This is a genomic window from Janthinobacterium sp. EB271-G4-7A (assembly GCF_020858075.1).
GTDB lineage: Bacteria > Pseudomonadota > Gammaproteobacteria > Burkholderiales > Burkholderiaceae_D > Janthinobacterium > Janthinobacterium lividum.
The window spans coordinates 1,400,533-1,415,944 of sequence record NZ_JACYMI010000001.1; the positions used below are offsets into that span (position 1 = coordinate 1,400,533).

The 15,412-nt window shown below is 64.4% G+C and carries 14 protein-coding genes; 6 read left to right on the top strand and 8 right to left on the bottom strand.

Features of this window, described 5'->3' with window-relative positions; genetic code table 11:
* Positions 1-71: 71 nt before the first annotated feature.
* The 5 genes from IGS58_RS06300 to IGS58_RS06320 all read right to left on the bottom strand — a co-directional run bounded on the left by IGS58_RS06300 (position 72) and on the right by IGS58_RS06320 (position 5,198).
* Positions 72-764, bottom strand: a complete 693-nt coding sequence (locus IGS58_RS06300; protein WP_230520892.1) for a hypothetical protein — start codon at positions 762-764, stop codon at positions 72-74.
* A 61-nt stretch (positions 765-825) separates the two neighbouring features.
* Positions 826-2,910: a methyl-accepting chemotaxis protein gene (locus tag IGS58_RS06305; RefSeq protein WP_230520893.1), complete on the bottom strand. Its 2,085-nt coding sequence runs from the start codon at positions 2,908-2,910 to the stop codon at positions 826-828.
* A gap of 57 nt (positions 2,911-2,967) precedes the next feature.
* Positions 2,968-3,762 (bottom strand): TorF family putative porin, encoded by a 795-nt coding sequence (locus tag IGS58_RS06310; RefSeq protein WP_230520894.1) that lies wholly within the window; start codon positions 3,760-3,762, stop codon positions 2,968-2,970.
* Positions 3,763-4,001: 239 nt separating this feature from the next.
* Positions 4,002-4,475 carry a hypothetical protein gene (locus tag IGS58_RS06315; RefSeq protein ID WP_230520895.1) on the bottom strand — a complete coding sequence of 158 codons (474 nt, stop codon included), beginning with the start codon at positions 4,473-4,475 and terminating at the stop codon, positions 4,002-4,004.
* A gap of 21 nt (positions 4,476-4,496) precedes the next feature.
* Positions 4,497-5,198 carry a FadR/GntR family transcriptional regulator gene (locus IGS58_RS06320; RefSeq protein WP_225317387.1) on the bottom strand — a complete coding sequence of 234 codons (702 nt, stop codon included), beginning with the start codon at positions 5,196-5,198 and terminating at the stop codon, positions 4,497-4,499.
* Between the two features lie 152 nt (positions 5,199-5,350).
* Here IGS58_RS06320 and IGS58_RS06325 point away from each other — a divergent pair, with 152 nt between their 5' ends.
* The 4 genes from IGS58_RS06325 to IGS58_RS06340 all read left to right on the top strand — a co-directional run bounded on the left by IGS58_RS06325 (position 5,351) and on the right by IGS58_RS06340 (position 10,106).
* Positions 5,351-6,160, top strand: coding sequence for a (Fe-S)-binding protein (locus IGS58_RS06325; RefSeq protein ID WP_230520896.1), 810 nt, complete (start codon positions 5,351-5,353; stop codon positions 6,158-6,160).
* Positions 6,157-6,873, top strand: a complete 717-nt coding sequence (locus IGS58_RS06330; RefSeq protein WP_230520897.1) for a LutC/YkgG family protein — start codon at positions 6,157-6,159, stop codon at positions 6,871-6,873. Before IGS58_RS06325 ends, IGS58_RS06330 begins: the two co-directional genes overlap by 4 nt.
* A complete protein-coding gene (locus IGS58_RS06335; RefSeq protein WP_230520898.1) occupies positions 6,870-8,315 on the top strand; it encodes a LutB/LldF family L-lactate oxidation iron-sulfur protein in 1,446 nt (481 codons plus the stop codon). Before IGS58_RS06330 ends, IGS58_RS06335 begins: the two co-directional genes overlap by 4 nt.
* An 87-nt stretch (positions 8,316-8,402) precedes the next feature.
* Positions 8,403-10,106, top strand: coding sequence for a lactate permease LctP family transporter (locus tag IGS58_RS06340; RefSeq protein ID WP_230520899.1), 1,704 nt, complete (start codon positions 8,403-8,405; stop codon positions 10,104-10,106).
* A gap of 58 nt (positions 10,107-10,164) precedes the next feature.
* On the opposite strand, the gene IGS58_RS06345 is transcribed toward IGS58_RS06340, so the two are convergent.
* Together IGS58_RS06345 and IGS58_RS06350 are read right to left on the bottom strand one after the other, a co-directional pair.
* Positions 10,165-10,692 carry an NADPH-dependent FMN reductase gene (locus IGS58_RS06345; protein WP_230520900.1) on the bottom strand — a complete coding sequence of 176 codons (528 nt, stop codon included), beginning with the start codon at positions 10,690-10,692 and terminating at the stop codon, positions 10,165-10,167.
* Positions 10,693-10,791: 99 nt separating this feature from the next.
* Positions 10,792-11,025: a DUF3563 family protein gene (locus tag IGS58_RS06350; RefSeq protein WP_080698581.1), complete on the bottom strand. Its 234-nt coding sequence runs from the start codon at positions 11,023-11,025 to the stop codon at positions 10,792-10,794.
* Positions 11,026-11,461: 436 nt separating this feature from the next.
* On the opposite strand from IGS58_RS06350, the gene fucP reads away from it, so the two are divergent.
* The gene (gene fucP / locus IGS58_RS06355) at positions 11,462-12,766 is read left to right on the top strand and encodes an L-fucose:H+ symporter permease (protein ID WP_034789196.1); all 1,305 of its coding nucleotides are present in this window, start codon (positions 11,462-11,464) and stop codon (positions 12,764-12,766) included.
* 51 nt (positions 12,767-12,817) lie between these two features.
* On the opposite strand, the gene IGS58_RS06360 is transcribed toward fucP, so the two are convergent.
* On the bottom strand, positions 12,818-13,711 hold the full coding sequence (locus IGS58_RS06360; protein ID WP_092606308.1) for a LysR substrate-binding domain-containing protein: 894 nt from the start codon (positions 13,709-13,711) through the stop codon (positions 12,818-12,820).
* Positions 13,712-13,871: 160 nt separating this feature from the next.
* Between IGS58_RS06360 and IGS58_RS06365 the strand changes: the two genes are divergently transcribed.
* Positions 13,872-15,365, top strand: a complete 1,494-nt coding sequence (locus IGS58_RS06365) for a succinate CoA transferase (protein ID WP_230520901.1) — start codon at positions 13,872-13,874, stop codon at positions 15,363-15,365.
* Positions 15,366-15,412: the final 47 nt, after the last annotated feature.

Here is a 15,412-nt window from a genome sequence, read left to right on the forward strand (position 1 = left end):
ACACATATGTTCGCTAACGGACCCGAGGCGCTGAAGCTGCGGGGCCACGGGCTCCGCAGCAAGTTACGCGCTTATTTTTTTACATACAGCATGTCGGGTTCATAAGCGGTGCCGTTATGCGAGAAGGTGTAGAGGTTGTTGTCGCGCAAGACGATGCCACCTTTGATGGTTTGCGCCGGGCGCATGCCTTCGTCGAGCAGGCAGGTGGAGCCGCCTTCATATTCGATGCACCATTGCTGTTTGCCATCTTTCTTCACGTATTGCACACCAGGGCCCGTGACGTTGAATGCATAGGCGGGAATGGACAGGTTCAGCTTGTCGATGCGCACGTTGCTCGCGGCACCATTTTCCGTCAGTTTGACCAGAACGTCGACCACGCCATCCGGTGTCGCGCTGATCTTTGCCGTCATGGTTTCCGTCCCCAGCAAGGTGCCGCCGCAGCCGGTCTTGAGATAGATTTCGGTGGTGGAACTGAGTTCCATGGCGCCGCTGCCATCGGCTTTGGCTGCAACGACCATGATCTCGCGCTCGTGTCCATCGCATGGCGCTTGCCAGGTACCGACATAGGGAGCCAGCGCCGATCCAGCATTGGAATTGCCTGCATCGCCGCTGCCGCCGCCACCGCCGCAACCTGCCAGCAGTGCGGTGCTTGATGCCAATAAGACTGCCACTATTTTTTTCATGCCCCATCCTTTTATTCCGGCAAGCATGCGTGCCGTGAGCGCGGCAACAGTATAAAAGGATGGATGAGGGGCAATTCTCACCGAATGTATTCGTGACTTGATTTAAATCAAGAGTAACTCGCTGCCGGCAGGAAAGGCCGGCTTAAAACTCTTCCCAGTCATCGCCTGCCGGCGTCTTGGCTTGCGTTCTTTCCGCTGGCGCCGGCTTGATCGAGGCGAGGCGCTTGCCTGGCGGCGGCGCCTTGACGGCTGGCGGCGTGCGCGGCGCAGCCACTGTCTTCACTGCCGGCAGCGCCGCCTGTTGCTGCGCGCCCAGCTTGAACACGCTGACCACCTCGGCCAGATGGCTGGCCTGGTCTTGCAGGCTTTCGGCGGCCGCTGCCGCTTCCTCGACGAGGGCCGCGTTTTGCTGCGTCACGCCATCCATCTGCGCCAGCGCCTGGTTCACTTGCGCGATACCGTCGCTTTGCTCGGTGGTGGCGACGCTGATGTCGGCCATGATGGCGGTCACCTTGCGTACGCTGTCGACCACCTGTTCCATGGTGGCGCCCGCCTCATCGACAAGCTTGCTGCCGACGGCCACCTTGCCCACGGAATCGTCGATCAGCAGCTTGATTTCCTTCGCTGCCGCCGCGGAGCGCTGCGCCAGGTTGCGCACTTCCGTGGCGACGACGGCGAAACCGCGCCCCTGTTCGCCCGCGCGCGCCGCTTCCACGGCCGCGTTCAGGGCCAGGATATTCGTCTGGAAGGCAATGCCGTCGATGACGCTGATGATATCGACGATCTTGTTCGACGAATCATTGATCGAGGTCATCGTTTCGATCACCTTGCTGACCACTTCGCCGCTCTTTTGCGCCACGTCCGACGCCGAGGCGGCCAGCTGATTCGCCTGGCGCGCATGGTCGGCGTTTTCCTTGACGGTGCCCGTCAGCTCTTCCACCGAGGCGGCCGTCTCTTCCAGCGAACTGGCTTGCTGTTCCGTGCGGGCCGACAGGTCGTTATTGCCTTGCGCAATTTCCGCGCTGGCACGGGCCACGTTGTCGGCGCTGGCTTGCACTTGCAGCAACACGGCATGGATCTTTTCCACGAAGGCGTTGAAACCCTTGCCGATGACGGCCAGCTCGTCGGTGCCCTTGACTTCCAGCTTGACGCGCAGGTCGGCGTCTCCGCTCGACAAATCCGTCATGGTGCGGCCCAGGGTGCGCAATGGACGCGTCAGCTGGTTGACGACGAGGATCAAAATGCCGGCCGTGGCCGCCGCGCACAGCAGGGCGACGATCAGGGTATAGATCATCAGGTCGCGCGCCGAGGCCGTGGCCACGCTTTTCGGGAAGTTCAGTTCCACGCTCCACGGGGCGATATCGGGGTGGATCTGCAGCGGCTGCAGCAAGTGGATGTAGCCCTTGTCGTCCTCGTATTCATAAGGCTGGCCCTGGCGCACTTTCTCCAGGCCGGCGGCCGGCACGTCGTCCGCCTTCTTGCCCAGCCGCTCAGGCACGGGGTGGCTCGCGTACAGGCCGCCGTTCGAGATCAGGGCCAGCTTGCCGCCCTCGATCACTTTCAGGTCGGCAAGGATTTTCGCCAGGCGCGTGAGCATGAAGTCGGCACTGGCCACGCCCTTGAAGCTGCCGTCGATCATGATGGGCGCCACCAGCGAGGCCATCAGCACATCCTTGCCATCGACGGGGTAGATATACGGTTCCGTGAAAAACGTCTTGCCGGTGCGCTTGGGCACGTCGTACCAGTCGTTGGCGCCCGGTTTCGGGTCGAAGACGATGGGTTCGACTTGCAGTTTTCCGCCGGCGCCGCGCGTCCAGTAGGGCATGAAGCGGCCGCTGGCGTCGTAGTACGGCTTCTGGTTGGCGAAATCCGCATCCTTGCCGTCGAGCGCGTTCGGCTCCCACGTCACGGCCGAACCGAGCAAGTCTTCCGAACTGGTCAGGGTCGCCTTGGTCAGCTCATTGATCTGCTCGCGCTGCAGGGGCAGGCTGGCGCTTTTGGTGCCGCGCATGGCGCCGGCCAGGCTGGACACGCTGGACAGGTTGCTGGCGATGCGCGCCTGCAGCGCGCCGGCCACTTCGCGCGCCGACGTGCGCGCCAGGTCCAGCGCGGCCGCTTCGGCGCTGGCGCTGCTCTTGTAGCCGATCACGGCCGCCGTGACGCCGAGGCTGAGGACGGCGAGCGCAGTGGCGGCGACGCAGATTTTACTGTTCAGTGAGAGTTGCATGAGGCTGTTCCTTGATGGGGAGGGATATCGGTGTCATGGGCGTCGCGGGTAGCGCGCCTAGAAGGTCTTGCTGACGGCCAGCACGACGGTGGCCGCGGCGGGATTCGATGTGTCGAACTGACCCGCCGCATTCGGGATGCCCAGGGTGTAATGGTCGTAGGCATCGGTGGCGCCCCAGGCGCGCGTGATGGCGGCGCTGGCGTTCCAGCCGCCGTCGAAGGCCCTGGTGGCGCCGATCTTGGCGTCGCGCCAGTTCCAGATGGCATTGCCCGTGCCCGCCACCCGGCCATTACCGGCGTGCAGGTTCAAGGTCCAGGCATTGCCCAGGTCGACATTCGCGCCCACGTCGAGGTAACCCGTGCCGCGCGCATGCGTGATGCCAAAGAAGTCGCGCGTGACGGTATGGTTGTATTTGGCATACAGCATCTTGTAGCTGAGGCCCAGCGACAGTTCGCCATAGTCATACTTGACACCCGTGGCGCGGTAGACGGCGCCCGGATACTTGTAGTAATACGCGAGCAGGCTGTAGCCCAGTTCTCCCACCGTGCCGCTGTAGCCGCCGTACAGGTCCCATTCGATGGTCGCATCCTCGATATAGCGGTCGCTGACGGTGGAAGCCCAGGTGCCCAGCGACCAGCCGCTCGGGTGCGCGTAGTCGGCGCCCGCCTGCAGTGCCGGCTTGCCCCAGGTCTGGCGAAAGCCGCGCGAAATGTATTGCGAAGTGAGGCTGGCATTGGCGCTGAAGGTGGCGGCAGGATTGTCCGTCGTCTGCGCCTGCACGGGCAGGGCGGCGGCCAGCAGGAAGGCGCAGCCGAGCAAGGATGTTGCAGGAAAATGGTGGTGCGATGGCATGGCAGTCAGCTCCGTATTTGCTGGCAGCGGCCGTCCAGGCGCGTTGCCCTGATGGTTGCAATAAAAATGCGGAATGGACTTTTGTGGGGGCAAGGCGGCTTGCGGGCATGCTCGCATGAACATGCACACATTCTCACCAAACGTAACTGAAAGGATAGGGGCTGGGGCTAGTGGAAGTCAATAAAGTTGCGCTACGGAAAGCGTAAGTTGTTGTTTCCTGGCACTTTTTCATGCTCCTGTCACATTTCCGGCCTGCCTCGGCTGGCGGCCTGTTGCAGGCTGGCCAGCAGGCCGGGCAGGGCCGCATGCAAGGCTGGCATGTCGTCGGCCTGCAGTTCGGCCTGCATTTCCACCAGGCCCGATGGCTGGCCCCAGACAACCTGTGCGCCCAGCCGGGCGCCGGCGTCGAGGCCCGTGACGCTGACCAGCAGGGCGACTTCCTCGGGGGCATCGTCGGGCATGTCCTCGAGCAGGCAGGAAATGCCGAAGTGATAATCCTGGAAGGCGCTGGCCGTGCCGCTGGAAAAGGCGAAGACGGAGGCGAGCGCCCGGGGCATGGCGGCCGCGAGTGGCGGCAGGGCGGCGCGGAACAGGGGCAGCAAGTCGTTTTCCAGCTGGAGCACCAGCGGGTGGGTGTGGACGAGGACGGTCATGGCAGGATGGATCAGGTGGCGGCGCGCGATAGTAGCAGTTTTTGCGGCCACTGTGCTCATCTACTGGTCCTACCAGTGGCCTCAATCGTCGTCGCTGGTGACGCGCGTGCGCACGAAATCGATGTGGCTTTGCATGGCCGTGCGCGCTTCCTCGGGCTGGCTGGCGCAGATGGCCTCGCACAGGGTGCGGTGCTGCGACAGCAGGTGCAGCGACGTGGCGTCATCCTGCTGGCGCAAGCCCGTGCCATTGATGGTGATGTGTTCGCGCAGCATGCCGATGATGCTGGTGTGCAGGTGCAAAAACATGGTGTTGTGCGACGCTTGCGCGATGACTTCATGCAGCCGTGCATCGGCCTGCGCCTCGCCGTGCTTGTCGTCGCTGGCGCGCGCCTGTTCCAGCTCGGCCAGCAGCGCCATGATCTGCGCGCGCTCGTCCCCGCTGGCCCGCTGCGCCGCAAAGTAGGCCGTCGCCCCTTCCAGCACGCGGCGAAATTCCAGGATGTCGTCGCGCAGGGCGGGGTGGTCGGCCACCAGCTGGCTCCACGGCGAAGCCATGCCCGTGCGCAACTGATCCGTCACGAACACGCCCGCGCCGCGCCGGCTGCGCACCAGTCCCCGCGCCGCCAGCCGCTGCACCGCTTCGCGCACGGTATTGCGCGAGACCCCATATTGCAGCGCCAGCAGGCGTTCTGCCGGCAACTGTGCGCCCGCCGGCAAGCTGCCGTCCAGCAGGGACGTTTCCAGCCTGCGCATCACCATCTCGACCCTGCCCCGCGTTTGCATGCCTGTCGCCATCGCTGTCTTCCGGTGTTGTTTTAAAGTGGTCCGAGCAATTTGAAGTGGCTTGCGGAAGCTGGAATTATGCGTGAACCGGTCATTCTTAACAACACACAGCGGCGCCGCAGCAACACACAGAGCGCCGGGGAGACACACTCATGCAGCCAGACCCGCGCCAGCCGCGCCACGCTCCACGCCACTACCCACATGCGCCGCTCCAGGTGTACCTGTTCGCCACCTGCCTGGTCGACCTGTTCGTGCCGCAGGCGGGGCTCGACGCGGTGCGCCTGCTGGAGCGGGAGGGCTTGCTGGTGCATTATCCGCGCGGCCAGAGCTGCTGCGGCCAGCCCGCCTACAGCAGCGGCAATCCGGAGCAGGCGCGCGCCGTGGCCCGCGCCCAGCTGGACCTGTTTGCGCAGCCATGGCCCGTGATCGTGCCATCCGGCTCCTGCGCCGGGATGATGCGCCACCACTGGCCGCAGCTGTTCCGGGACGACCCGGTGGCCGGTCCCAAGGCTGCCGAACTGGCCGAGCGCGTGTATGAACTGAGCGAATTTCTCGTCTGCGTGCTGCAGCTCGACCTGGCCGGCCTGGCCCTGGCCGCCCCCGGGCAAGCGGAGGAAAACGTGGTGCTGCATACCTCGTGCGGGGCGCGCCGCGAAATGGGCACGCGGGTGCACGGCGTGGCCTTGCTTGACGCCTTGCCCGGCGTGACGCGCATCGAACACCAGCGTGAATCGGAATGCTGCGGCTTCGGCGGCACGTTTTCATTGAAACACCCGGATATTTCCGGCGCCATGGTCAGCGACAAGATCGCCTCGGCCTGCGCCACGGGCTGCGACCGGCTCGTCTCGGCCGACTGCGGCTGCCTGCTCAACATCGGCCACGCCGCGCAGCATCAGGGCGCGCCGCTGCCCGTCGAACACCTGGCCAGCTTCTTGTGGCGCCGCACGGGAGGCGCGGCATGAGCGCGATCTTGACCGCCCGCGAGCGCATGCTGGGACGCCTGCGCGCCGCCGCGCCTTCCGCGCCCGAATCGGTGGAGGCCATCGATGCCGCCATCGACAGGCACTATCTGGCGCGCCGCGCGCAAGCGCCGCTGTCGCCACGGGGCCGGATCGCCGCCATGCAGGCAGCCTTGCGCGCCGCGCATGCGGAAGTCGACTGCGTGCGCGGCGATGCCTGGCCAGCCTTGCTGGCGCAGCGCCTCTGTGCGCACGGCGTATGCCGTTTGCTGCTCGATGCCGGCAGCGCCGAAGGGCGGGCCTTGCGCGCCGCCTTGCCAGCTGGCGTGGAAGCGCTGTCTTTCGAGCGTCCGCTGGCGCAGTGGAAGGGCGAATTGTTCGATACCGTCGATGCCGGTTTTACCGTCGCCCGTTCCGGCATCGCCGCCACGGGTACCCTGGTCATCGCACCCGACGCGGCCACGCCGCGCACGGTATCGCTGGCGCCGCCCCTGCATGTCTGCCTCGTGTATGCCAGCACCCTGCACGTGGACTTGCATGCGGCGGCGCGCGCCGAGCGCTGGGCCGACGGCATGCCGGCCAACCTGGTGCTCGTGTCGGGTCCCTCGAAAACGTCCGACATCCAGCAAACCCTCGCCTATGGCGCGCACGGCCCGCGCTGGCTGTGGGTGCTGATCATCGATGACTTGCCAGCCCAGGAAGGAGGCCAGCCATGAACGCCAAGCCACTGCAATTCGTCAAGCCGGCCGACTTTCATGCGCGCGCCCGCGCCGCGCTGGACGACCCGAAGCTGCGCCAGAGCTTTCGCGGCGCCATGGATTTTTTACAGGACAAGCGCAGCGCCCAGTTCCCCGACGGTGACGAACTGGAACGCCTGCGCGACATTGGCGAAGCCGTGCGCCAGCACGCGCTGGCGCGCCTGCCCGACTTGCTGGTGCAGCTGGAAGACAAGCTGACGGCGGCCGGCGTGCAGGTGCACTGGGCCGAGGATGGCGAACAGGCCAATGCCATCATCCACGCCATCGCGGAAAGGAACCGGGCGACGCGCTTCATCAAGGGCAAGTCGATGGCCAGCGAGGAAATCGAGCTCAATCACTACCTGGAAGCGCGCGGCATGACGTGCCTGGAGTCGGACATGGGCGAGTACATCGTGCAGCTGGCCGGCGAAAAGCCGTCGCACATCGTCATGCCGGCGATTCACAAGACGAAAGCCGATATCGCCGGCCTGTTCGCCGAGCATATTCCCGACGCGCCCTACACGGAAGACGTCGACAGCCTGATCCAGACGGGGCGGCGCGCCCTGCGCCAGGCGTTTGTCGAGGCGGACATCGGCCTGTCCGGCGTGAACTTCGCGGCAGCCGACACGGGCACCCTGTGGCTGGTGGAAAACGAGGGCAATGGCCGGCTGACGACGTCCGTGCCGGAGATCCACATCGCCATCATGGGCATGGAAAAAGTGGTGGCCAAGCTGGAACATATCGTCCCGCTGGCCAGCCTCTTGACACGCTCGGCCACGGGACAGGCCATCACCACGTATTTCAACCTGATTTCCGGCCCGCGCCGCGCCGGTGAACAGGATGGGCCGCGCGAAGTGCACCTGGTCTTGCTCGACAACGGCCGCAGCCAGGCTTACGCGGACGAGCAACTGCGCGCCACCCTGCAATGCATCCGCTGCGGCGCCTGCATGAACCACTGCCCCGTCTACACGCGCATCGGCGGCCACGCCTACGGCACCACGTATCCGGGCCCGATCGGCAAGATCATTTCGCCCCACTTGCTGGGCCTAGCTGCGACGGCCGACCTGGCCACCGCATCGAGCCTGTGCGGCGCCTGCGGCGAAGTGTGCCCCGTGCGCATCCCGATTCCGCAGCTGCTGGTGCGCCTGCGCACGGAAGCCAATCGCAATCCGGCAGAGCAGGTGGCGCATCCGCTGCGCGGCCAGGGCGCCAAGTTCAGCCGCGGCGAAAGCCTGATCTGGCGCTTCTGGAGCGGCGCCTTCGCGCGCCCAATCAGTTATCGCCTTTTCCGCTGGGCGGCCACGCGCCTGCGGATGCTGACGCCGCGCGCGCAACTGGGCTGGACGCAGCATCGCAAGCCGTTGACGCCGGCGCCGCGCAGCCTGGCCGACCTGCTCAATGCGCGGGGCCAGGAAGAGTAGCGCCGGCATCCACAGAAAAATACGCCGCAAAAAAATACAGCAAAGCCGTTTTTTCACTTAACCCGCATCCACCGGAGGAGACCCGACATGCAAACCTGGACCCAACTTTATACACCGCTCGGCAGCTTGTGGCTGTCGTCACTGGCGGCAGCCGTTCCCATCATTTTCTTCTTCATCGCCCTGGCCGCGCTGCGCATCAAGGGACACGTGGCGGCCGCCGTCACCCTGGCGCTGGCGCTGGTCGTGGCGATTTTCGCGTACGGCATGCCCGTGCCGCAGGCGCTGGCGGCGGCCGGCTACGGCTTCGCGTATGGCTTGTGGCCCATCGCCTGGATCATCGTCACGGCCGTCTTCCTGTACAAGATCGTCGTGAAGACGGGGCAGATCGAGATCATCCGCGCCTCGGTGCTGTCGGTGACGGATGACCAGCGCTTGCAGGTGCTGCTGATCGGCTTTGCCTTCGGCGCCTTCCTGGAAGGGGCGGCCGGTTTCGGCGCGCCCGTGGCCATCACCTCGGCGTTGCTGGTGGGCCTGGGCTTCAACCCGCTGTATGCGGCGGGCCTGTGCCTGATCGCCAATACGGCGCCCGTGGCCTTTGGCGCCATGGGCATCCCCATCATCGTGGCGGGCCAGGTGACGGGCATCGACCCCTTCCTGATCGGCGCCATGGCGGGCCGCCAGTTGCCGCTGCTGTCGCTGGCCGTGCCTTTCTGGCTGGTGTTCATGATGGATGGCGTGCGCGGCGTGCGCGAAGTGTGGCCGGCCGCCCTGGTGACGGGCGCCAGCTTTGCCGTTACCCAGTACTTCACCTCGAACCATATCGGGCCGGAGCTGCCGGACATCACCTCGGCCCTCGTCAGCCTGGTGTCGCTGACCCTGTTCCTGAAAGTGTGGCAGCCGAAGAATGCCAAGGTGGTCAACGCCGTCGGCGGCGGCGCCGCTGCGCTGTCCGGTTTTGGCGGCGCAGGCGGTGCGGACTTGCGCGGCAGCGGCAGCCGCGCCGCCTCGCCCTATACTTTGGCGCAAACGGCGCGCGCCTGGGCGCCGTTCGGCCTGCTGACGGCCATCGTCACCGTCTGGAGCCTGCCCGGCTTCAAGTCCCTGTTCGCCGCCGGCGGCGCGTTATCCAGCCTGGTCGTCAAGATCCACGTGCCTTACCTGGACCAGCTGGTGATCAAGACGATGCCCATCGTCGCCGCGCCGAAAGCGTATGACGCCGTCTTCAAGCTCGACCTGCTGTCGGCCGTGGGCACGGCGATCTTGCTGACGGCCGTGCTGTCGATGTGGATGCTACGCATGAAGCCGCGCGATGGCATCAAGGCCTTCGTGGAAACGCTCGTGGAATTGCGCCGTCCCGTGCTGTCGATCGGCCTGGTGCTGGCGTTTGCCTTCGTTGCCAACTATTCTGGCATGTCGTCCACCCTGGCTCTGCTGCTGGCTGGCAGCGGCGCCGCCTTTCCGTTCTTCTCGCCGTTCCTGGGCTGGCTGGGCGTGTTCCTGACGGGGTCCGATACGTCGTCGAATGCCTTGTTCTGCTCCCTGCAAAACACGACGGCGCACCAGATCGGCGTGTCCGATACCTTGCTGGTGGCGGCCAATACGACGGGTGGCGTGACGGGCAAGATGATTTCGCCCCAGTCGATCGCCGTCGCCTGCGCCGCCACTGGCCTGGTGGGCAAGGAATCGGACCTGTTCCGCTTTACCTTGAAGCACAGCCTGCTGTTTGCCGTGATCATCGGCATCATCACCATGCTGCAGGCGTACGTGTTCACCGGGATGATCCCGCACTGAGCGATCCGTAGAAGTACGTAGTAAAACTAGATGAAATGATAGTAAAACGTGCATCAGGTCATGAAAATGACATGATGCACTGCAACATATCGAGGATGGCCCGGCGCAATGCCGGGTCCGCGGCGATACCCTCCGCATCGAGACCCGACCCCAGCAGGGGCAGGCTGATGCAGGCTTCGTCGATCAGCCGCGCCGACATGGTGCGTACCGTTTCGCGCAAGGCCGCCTGCGCATGCGTGGCGCGCGGCGAGGCGTTCAGCAGCACCAGCGGCTTGTCGATGAACGATTCATTTCCCACCATCCAGTCCAGCGCATTTTTCATGGGGCCGCTCACGCCGTGCGCGTACTCGGGGCTGGCCAGCATCAGCACGTCGGCCGCCAGGATGGCGTCGCGCAGGGCCGTCACGGCCGGCAGGCTGTCGGCGTCGAGGTCGGGATTGAACAGGGGTAATTCACCGAGTCCGGGATAGATGCGGATCTCGAATGGCGCTGGGGCAAGCCCTGCGATGGCGTGCAGCAGGGCGGTGTTCAGCGAGGCGGCGCGCAGGCTGCCGGCGATGGCGAGGATGGTAATGGGCGTTTGCATCCCGCCTGTATAGCCCATCCTGTGCTCAAGCGCAAGGCGAGCAGGATGGCGCTATCGTTGTTGCTACAGCCGGTGATGGGCTGCGTGCTGCAGTACCGATTAACGGCTCAGGCCGCTCATCCAGCTTGGCTGCGGGTTGGCGCGGGCCAGTTCGCGCATGCGGTATTCCAGGTCGTAGCGGTCGGTCGATTCGGCCAGGTAGGCTTCTTCGTAAGCGCGCTCGCGGCGGTCGCTGCTTTGGTTCAGCCAGGCGCCCACGCGCTTGGCGGCGTGAACGAGGGTGGCGACGATATTGCTGTTTTGCGTGGTGTGGTAAGTAAATGCGGTAGACATGGCAGACTCCTTGTGTGGCGTGCCGCGTTGTGCTGCACTGCAATATAAGTATAGCGTTTCCAAGTTATAAGGCTACTTTTGATTTCAAATGTCAGCTATTCATTTTTTAAATAACAGGCGGGAAAGCTGCGCAATACGGGGCTTTAAGGCATAATGCCGGCGCAGTATCGTAGTTTTACTACAAGACGTTTTTGTCCTGGATGTTGTTTTCAGACGCAGCCCGCAGGCGTGCCGCGCCCATAAGACATCGTTCTGACGAGAAACGGTCGGCCGTGCGCCTGCCGCGCGCGAGACGTGCCATGCCTGCCCCTCTATCGTTGATGGCAGTCATGGCCCACGCTGATATCTGCGTGGCGCTTGCGCGTCCTGGCGCTGCCCGGGTGGAAACGCTTCCATGCCTGGCGCGATCAACTTGGAATTGAAAAATGGAGAAGGTATGGAATACGTAAAGCAAGGCCAGGGCGTACCGTCCGCACGGGCCGGCACGCAAAACAATACAGGCGCCCTGATCATTGTCACGGTGCTGTTTTTCATGTGGGGATTGTTGACATCGCTCAATGATGTGCTGATTCCCCATCTGCGCTCGATCTACACCTTGACCTATGTCCAGGCGATGCTGGTGCAGTTCTGCTTCTTTGGCGCCTACGCCATCGTCTCGCTGCCGGCCGGCATGCTGATCAAGAAGATCGGCTACCAGCGCGGCGTCGTCGCCGGCCTGCTGATCGCGGCCGCCGGCTGCGCCATGTTCTACCCGGCGTCCACCGGCAGCTACGCGCTGTTCCTCTTGTCCTTCTTCATCCTGGCGGCCGGCATCACCGTGCTGCAGGTGGCGGCCAATCCGTATGTGACGGAACTGGGCGACCCGCAGACGGCGTCGAGCCGCCTGACCCTGACGCAGGCGTTCAACGCGCTGGGCACCACCGTGGCGCCGGCCCTGGGCGGCATGCTGATTTTGTCGGGCACCGTGCTGACGGTGCAGCAGTTCGACCTGCTGCCGGCGGCCGAGCAACTGGCTTACCGCGCCAAGGAAGCGGCCTCCGTGCAAGGTCCCTATCTGGTGCTGGCCGCCACCCTGGTAATACTGGCCGTGCTGTTCGCGCTGGCAAAATTGCCGAAGATTTCGCACGCCGATGATGCGGCTGCCGTGGCGCAGGATGGCCACAAGGTTTCGATCTGGTCGCACCGCCACCTGGTGCTGGGCGCGCTGGCCATCTTCCTGTATGTGGGCGGTGAGGTCAGCATCGGCAGCTTCCTGATCAACTTCCTCGGCGAGAGCCATATCGCTGGCCTCAGCCACGCCGATGCCGCCTATTTCGTCAGCTATTACTGGGGTGGCGCCATGCTGGGCCGTTTCGTCGGCTTTGCCGTGATGCGCTATGTCAGCCCGGGCAAGACCCTGGCCTTCAACGCCGCCGTCGTTATCGGGCTGATCCTCGTCGCCGTGTTCTCCAGCGGTCACACGGCCATGTGGGCACTGATCGCCGTCGGCCTGTTCAACTCCATCATGTTCCCGACCATCTTCAGCATGGCCCTGAACAAGCTGGGCGCGCAAACGGGTCAAGGTTCGGGCATCCTGTGCATGGCCATCGTCGGCGGCGCCATCGTGCCGTTCATCCAGGGCTTCCTGGCCGACCACATCAACCTGCAGCTGTCCTTCCTCGTGCCGGCCCTGTGCTACACCTTCATTCTGTACTTCGGCTGGAAGTACGCCAGCATGTACAAGGACGATGCCGCCAAATAAGCAAGGTGGCGCGATCAATCAAAAGGGTGGCCTCGGCCACCCTTTTTTACGTCAGTGCGCGAACTGCGTACCCAGCACATCCTGGCACACCTCGAGCCAGGCGCGCGCCGCGTGCGACAGATAACGTCCGCTCCAGACATGCGCGACCTGCCACGCCACTTCCGGTTCGACGATGCGCACCGCCTCCAGCCGTTCGCCGGCCAGGCGGTGGATGAACGGCTCGGGCAGCAGGGCCACGCCCAGGCCCGCCGAGGCCATCGCCACCAGCCAGTCCCACTGGCCGCTCTGCGCGGCGATGGTCGGCGTGAATCCCGCTTGCGCGAAATGCTGGCGCAGGCTGCGCGTGAGGGCGAAATCATCCTTCAATAACACCAGCGGCAGCTCGGCCAGTGCCTTGAAGGGCAGTGTCGTGCGGTTTTTCTGGAACGTGCCCGGCTCGGCCAGGGCCCAGATCGGGTAGTTGGCCACTTCCACTGCCACGAGATCGAGTTCCGGGTCGGCCGGCAGCACCGTCATGCCGATTTCCAGCTCGCCTCCCGCCACCTTGCGCTCGATCTGCTGGCCCGTGTCTTCCTGCAGGGTCAGGCTGATGTTCGGATGGCGCGCCCGAAAGGCTTTTAATACGGGCGTAAACAGCACGTTGATCATGGGCGGGATGCCGACCGCCAGGCTGCCGCGCTGCAAGGCCTGGGTGTCGCGCACTTCCAGGGTCAGCTGGCGCATATTGGCCAGCATCTCCTGGCCGTGCTGGTAGACGATGCGACCCGTGTCCGTCAGGGTCAGCTTGCGCCCGTCGCGCACCAGCAGCTGGGCGCCCACCTCGTCTTCCAGCTGGCGCACCATCTTGCTGATGGTCGACTGGGTCAGGTGCAGCGACTCGGCCGCCTGCGTAAAGCTCGACAGGCGCACGGTTTCGACGAAATAGCGCAGGGAACGGATATCCAAGGGAGTGCTCAGCGTTGGCAGGGTATGAAAATATCGACTGGATGTGACGAAATTAATTCATGCCATGCATGTGGACAGGATTTTATACTGAAACCACTTATGGGGCTGGTGTATGACAGCCATCCAGTTTGAGAATATTAAGAATATCAGGAGCATCACGATGTACGAGGACCGTATCCGCCACCCAGGCTTGCTCAGCAAAATCATGAGCGCCGATGAGGCAGCCAAATTGTTCCACAACGGCATGCGTGTCGGCATGAGCGGCTTTACCCGTGCCGGCGACGCCAAGGCCTTGCCGCGCGCGCTGGCCGAACGCGCCCTGCAAGATCCATTGAGCCTGACCCTGATCACGGGCGCTTCGCTGGGCAATGGCAGCGACGGCCTGATGGCCGAGGCGGGCGTGCTGGCGCGCCGCATGCCGTTCCAGGTCGACCCCGTCTTGCGCGGCAAGATCAACAACGGTGAAGTCATGTTCATCGACCAGCACCTGTCGGAAACGGCCGAGCAGCTGCGTTCGGGCAACCTGGCCGCCGTCGACATCGCCGTCATCGAAGCGACGGCCATCACGGCCGCCGGCGCCATCATCCCGACCATGTCGGTGGGCAACTCCGCCGCGTTTGCCCAGCAGGCCACGCAAGTGATCATCGAAATCAACCTGTCCACGCCGCTGGCGCTGGAAGGCTTGCATGACATTTATATACCGCAAACCTTGCCGGGCCGCGAGCCGATACCGCTCACGCGCGTCGACCAGCGCCTGGGCAGCACGGCCATCGCCATCGACCCGGCCCGCATCGCCGCCATCGTCATCACGGACAGCCCCGACAGCCCGTCGAACGCCTTGCCGCCCGACGCGGAAACGCAAGCCATCGCCAGCCACGTGATCGCTTTTCTCGAAGGCGAAGTGGCGGCCGGGCGCATGGGCCCGGAACTGCTGCCCCTGCAGGCGGGCATCGGCACCATCGCCAACGCCGTGCTGCATGGCCTGATCGGCTCGCCCTTCCAGAACATGACGATGTATTCGGAAGTGCTGCAGGACAGCGCCATCGAGCTGCTCGATTCGGGCCAGCTGGCGTTTGCCTCGGCCTCGTCGATCACCCTGTCGGCCGCCGTGCACCAGAAGCTGATGGACAATATCGACCATTACCGCTCGAAAATCGTGCTGCGCCCGCAAGAGATCAGCAACCATCCCGAGATCGTGCGCCGCCTGGGCATCATCGCCCTGAATACGGCGCTCGAGTTCGATATCTACGGCAACGTCAATTCCACGCATGTGTGCGGCACGCACATGATGAACGGCATCGGCGGCTCTGGCGACTTTGCGCGCAATGGGCAAGTGTCGATGTTCGTGTCGAAATCGGCGGCCAAGGGCGGGCGCATTTCCAGCGTCGTGCCGATGGTCTCGCATGTCGACCATACGGAGCATGACGTCGACGTGCTGGTGACGGAGTGGGGTTTTGCGGACTTGCGCGGACTGGCGCCGCGCGAACGGGCGCCGCTGATCATCGAGCGCTGCACGCATCCCGATTACCGCGCGCAACTGCGTGCTTATTATGACGCGGCATGCCAGCGCGGCGGCCATACGCCGCACATCCTGGAGCAGGCGTTGTCGTGGCATGTGCGCTACCAGGAAACGCAGAGCATGCTGGCAGCGTAGCAGGCTTCGCTAACCTCAGGACAGGCAGGGCAGGGCGGTGCGACACC

Excerpts from the sequence above, each read along its gene's own strand:
- IGS58_RS06365 (WP_230520901.1), top strand. The coding sequence starts at position 13,872 with ATGTACGAGGACCGTATCCGCCACCCAGGCTTGCTCAGCAAAATCATG.
- IGS58_RS06340 (WP_230520899.1), top strand. The coding sequence starts at position 8,403 with ATGCAAACCTGGACCCAACTTTATACACCGCTCGGCAGCTTGTGGCTG.
- IGS58_RS06325 (WP_230520896.1), top strand. The coding sequence starts at position 5,351 with ATGCAGCCAGACCCGCGCCAGCCGCGCCACGCTCCACGCCACTACCCA.
- IGS58_RS06345 (WP_230520900.1), bottom strand. The coding sequence starts at position 10,692 with ATGCAAACGCCCATTACCATCCTCGCCATCGCCGGCAGCCTGCGCGCC.
- IGS58_RS06305 (WP_230520893.1), bottom strand. The coding sequence starts at position 2,910 with ATGCAACTCTCACTGAACAGTAAAATCTGCGTCGCCGCCACTGCGCTC.
- IGS58_RS06310 (WP_230520894.1), bottom strand. The coding sequence starts at position 3,762 with ATGCCATCGCACCACCATTTTCCTGCAACATCCTTGCTCGGCTGCGCC.
- IGS58_RS06350 (WP_080698581.1), bottom strand. The coding sequence starts at position 11,025 with ATGTCTACCGCATTTACTTACCACACCACGCAAAACAGCAATATCGTC.
- IGS58_RS06315 (WP_230520895.1), bottom strand. The coding sequence starts at position 4,475 with ATGAGCACAGTGGCCGCAAAAACTGCTACTATCGCGCGCCGCCACCTG.
- fucP (WP_034789196.1), top strand. The coding sequence starts at position 11,462 with ATGGAATACGTAAAGCAAGGCCAGGGCGTACCGTCCGCACGGGCCGGC.
- IGS58_RS06320 (WP_225317387.1), bottom strand. The coding sequence starts at position 5,198 with ATGCAAACGCGGGGCAGGGTCGAGATGGTGATGCGCAGGCTGGAAACG.
- IGS58_RS06330 (WP_230520897.1), top strand. The coding sequence starts at position 6,157 with ATGAGCGCGATCTTGACCGCCCGCGAGCGCATGCTGGGACGCCTGCGC.
- IGS58_RS06335 (WP_230520898.1), top strand. The coding sequence starts at position 6,870 with ATGAACGCCAAGCCACTGCAATTCGTCAAGCCGGCCGACTTTCATGCG.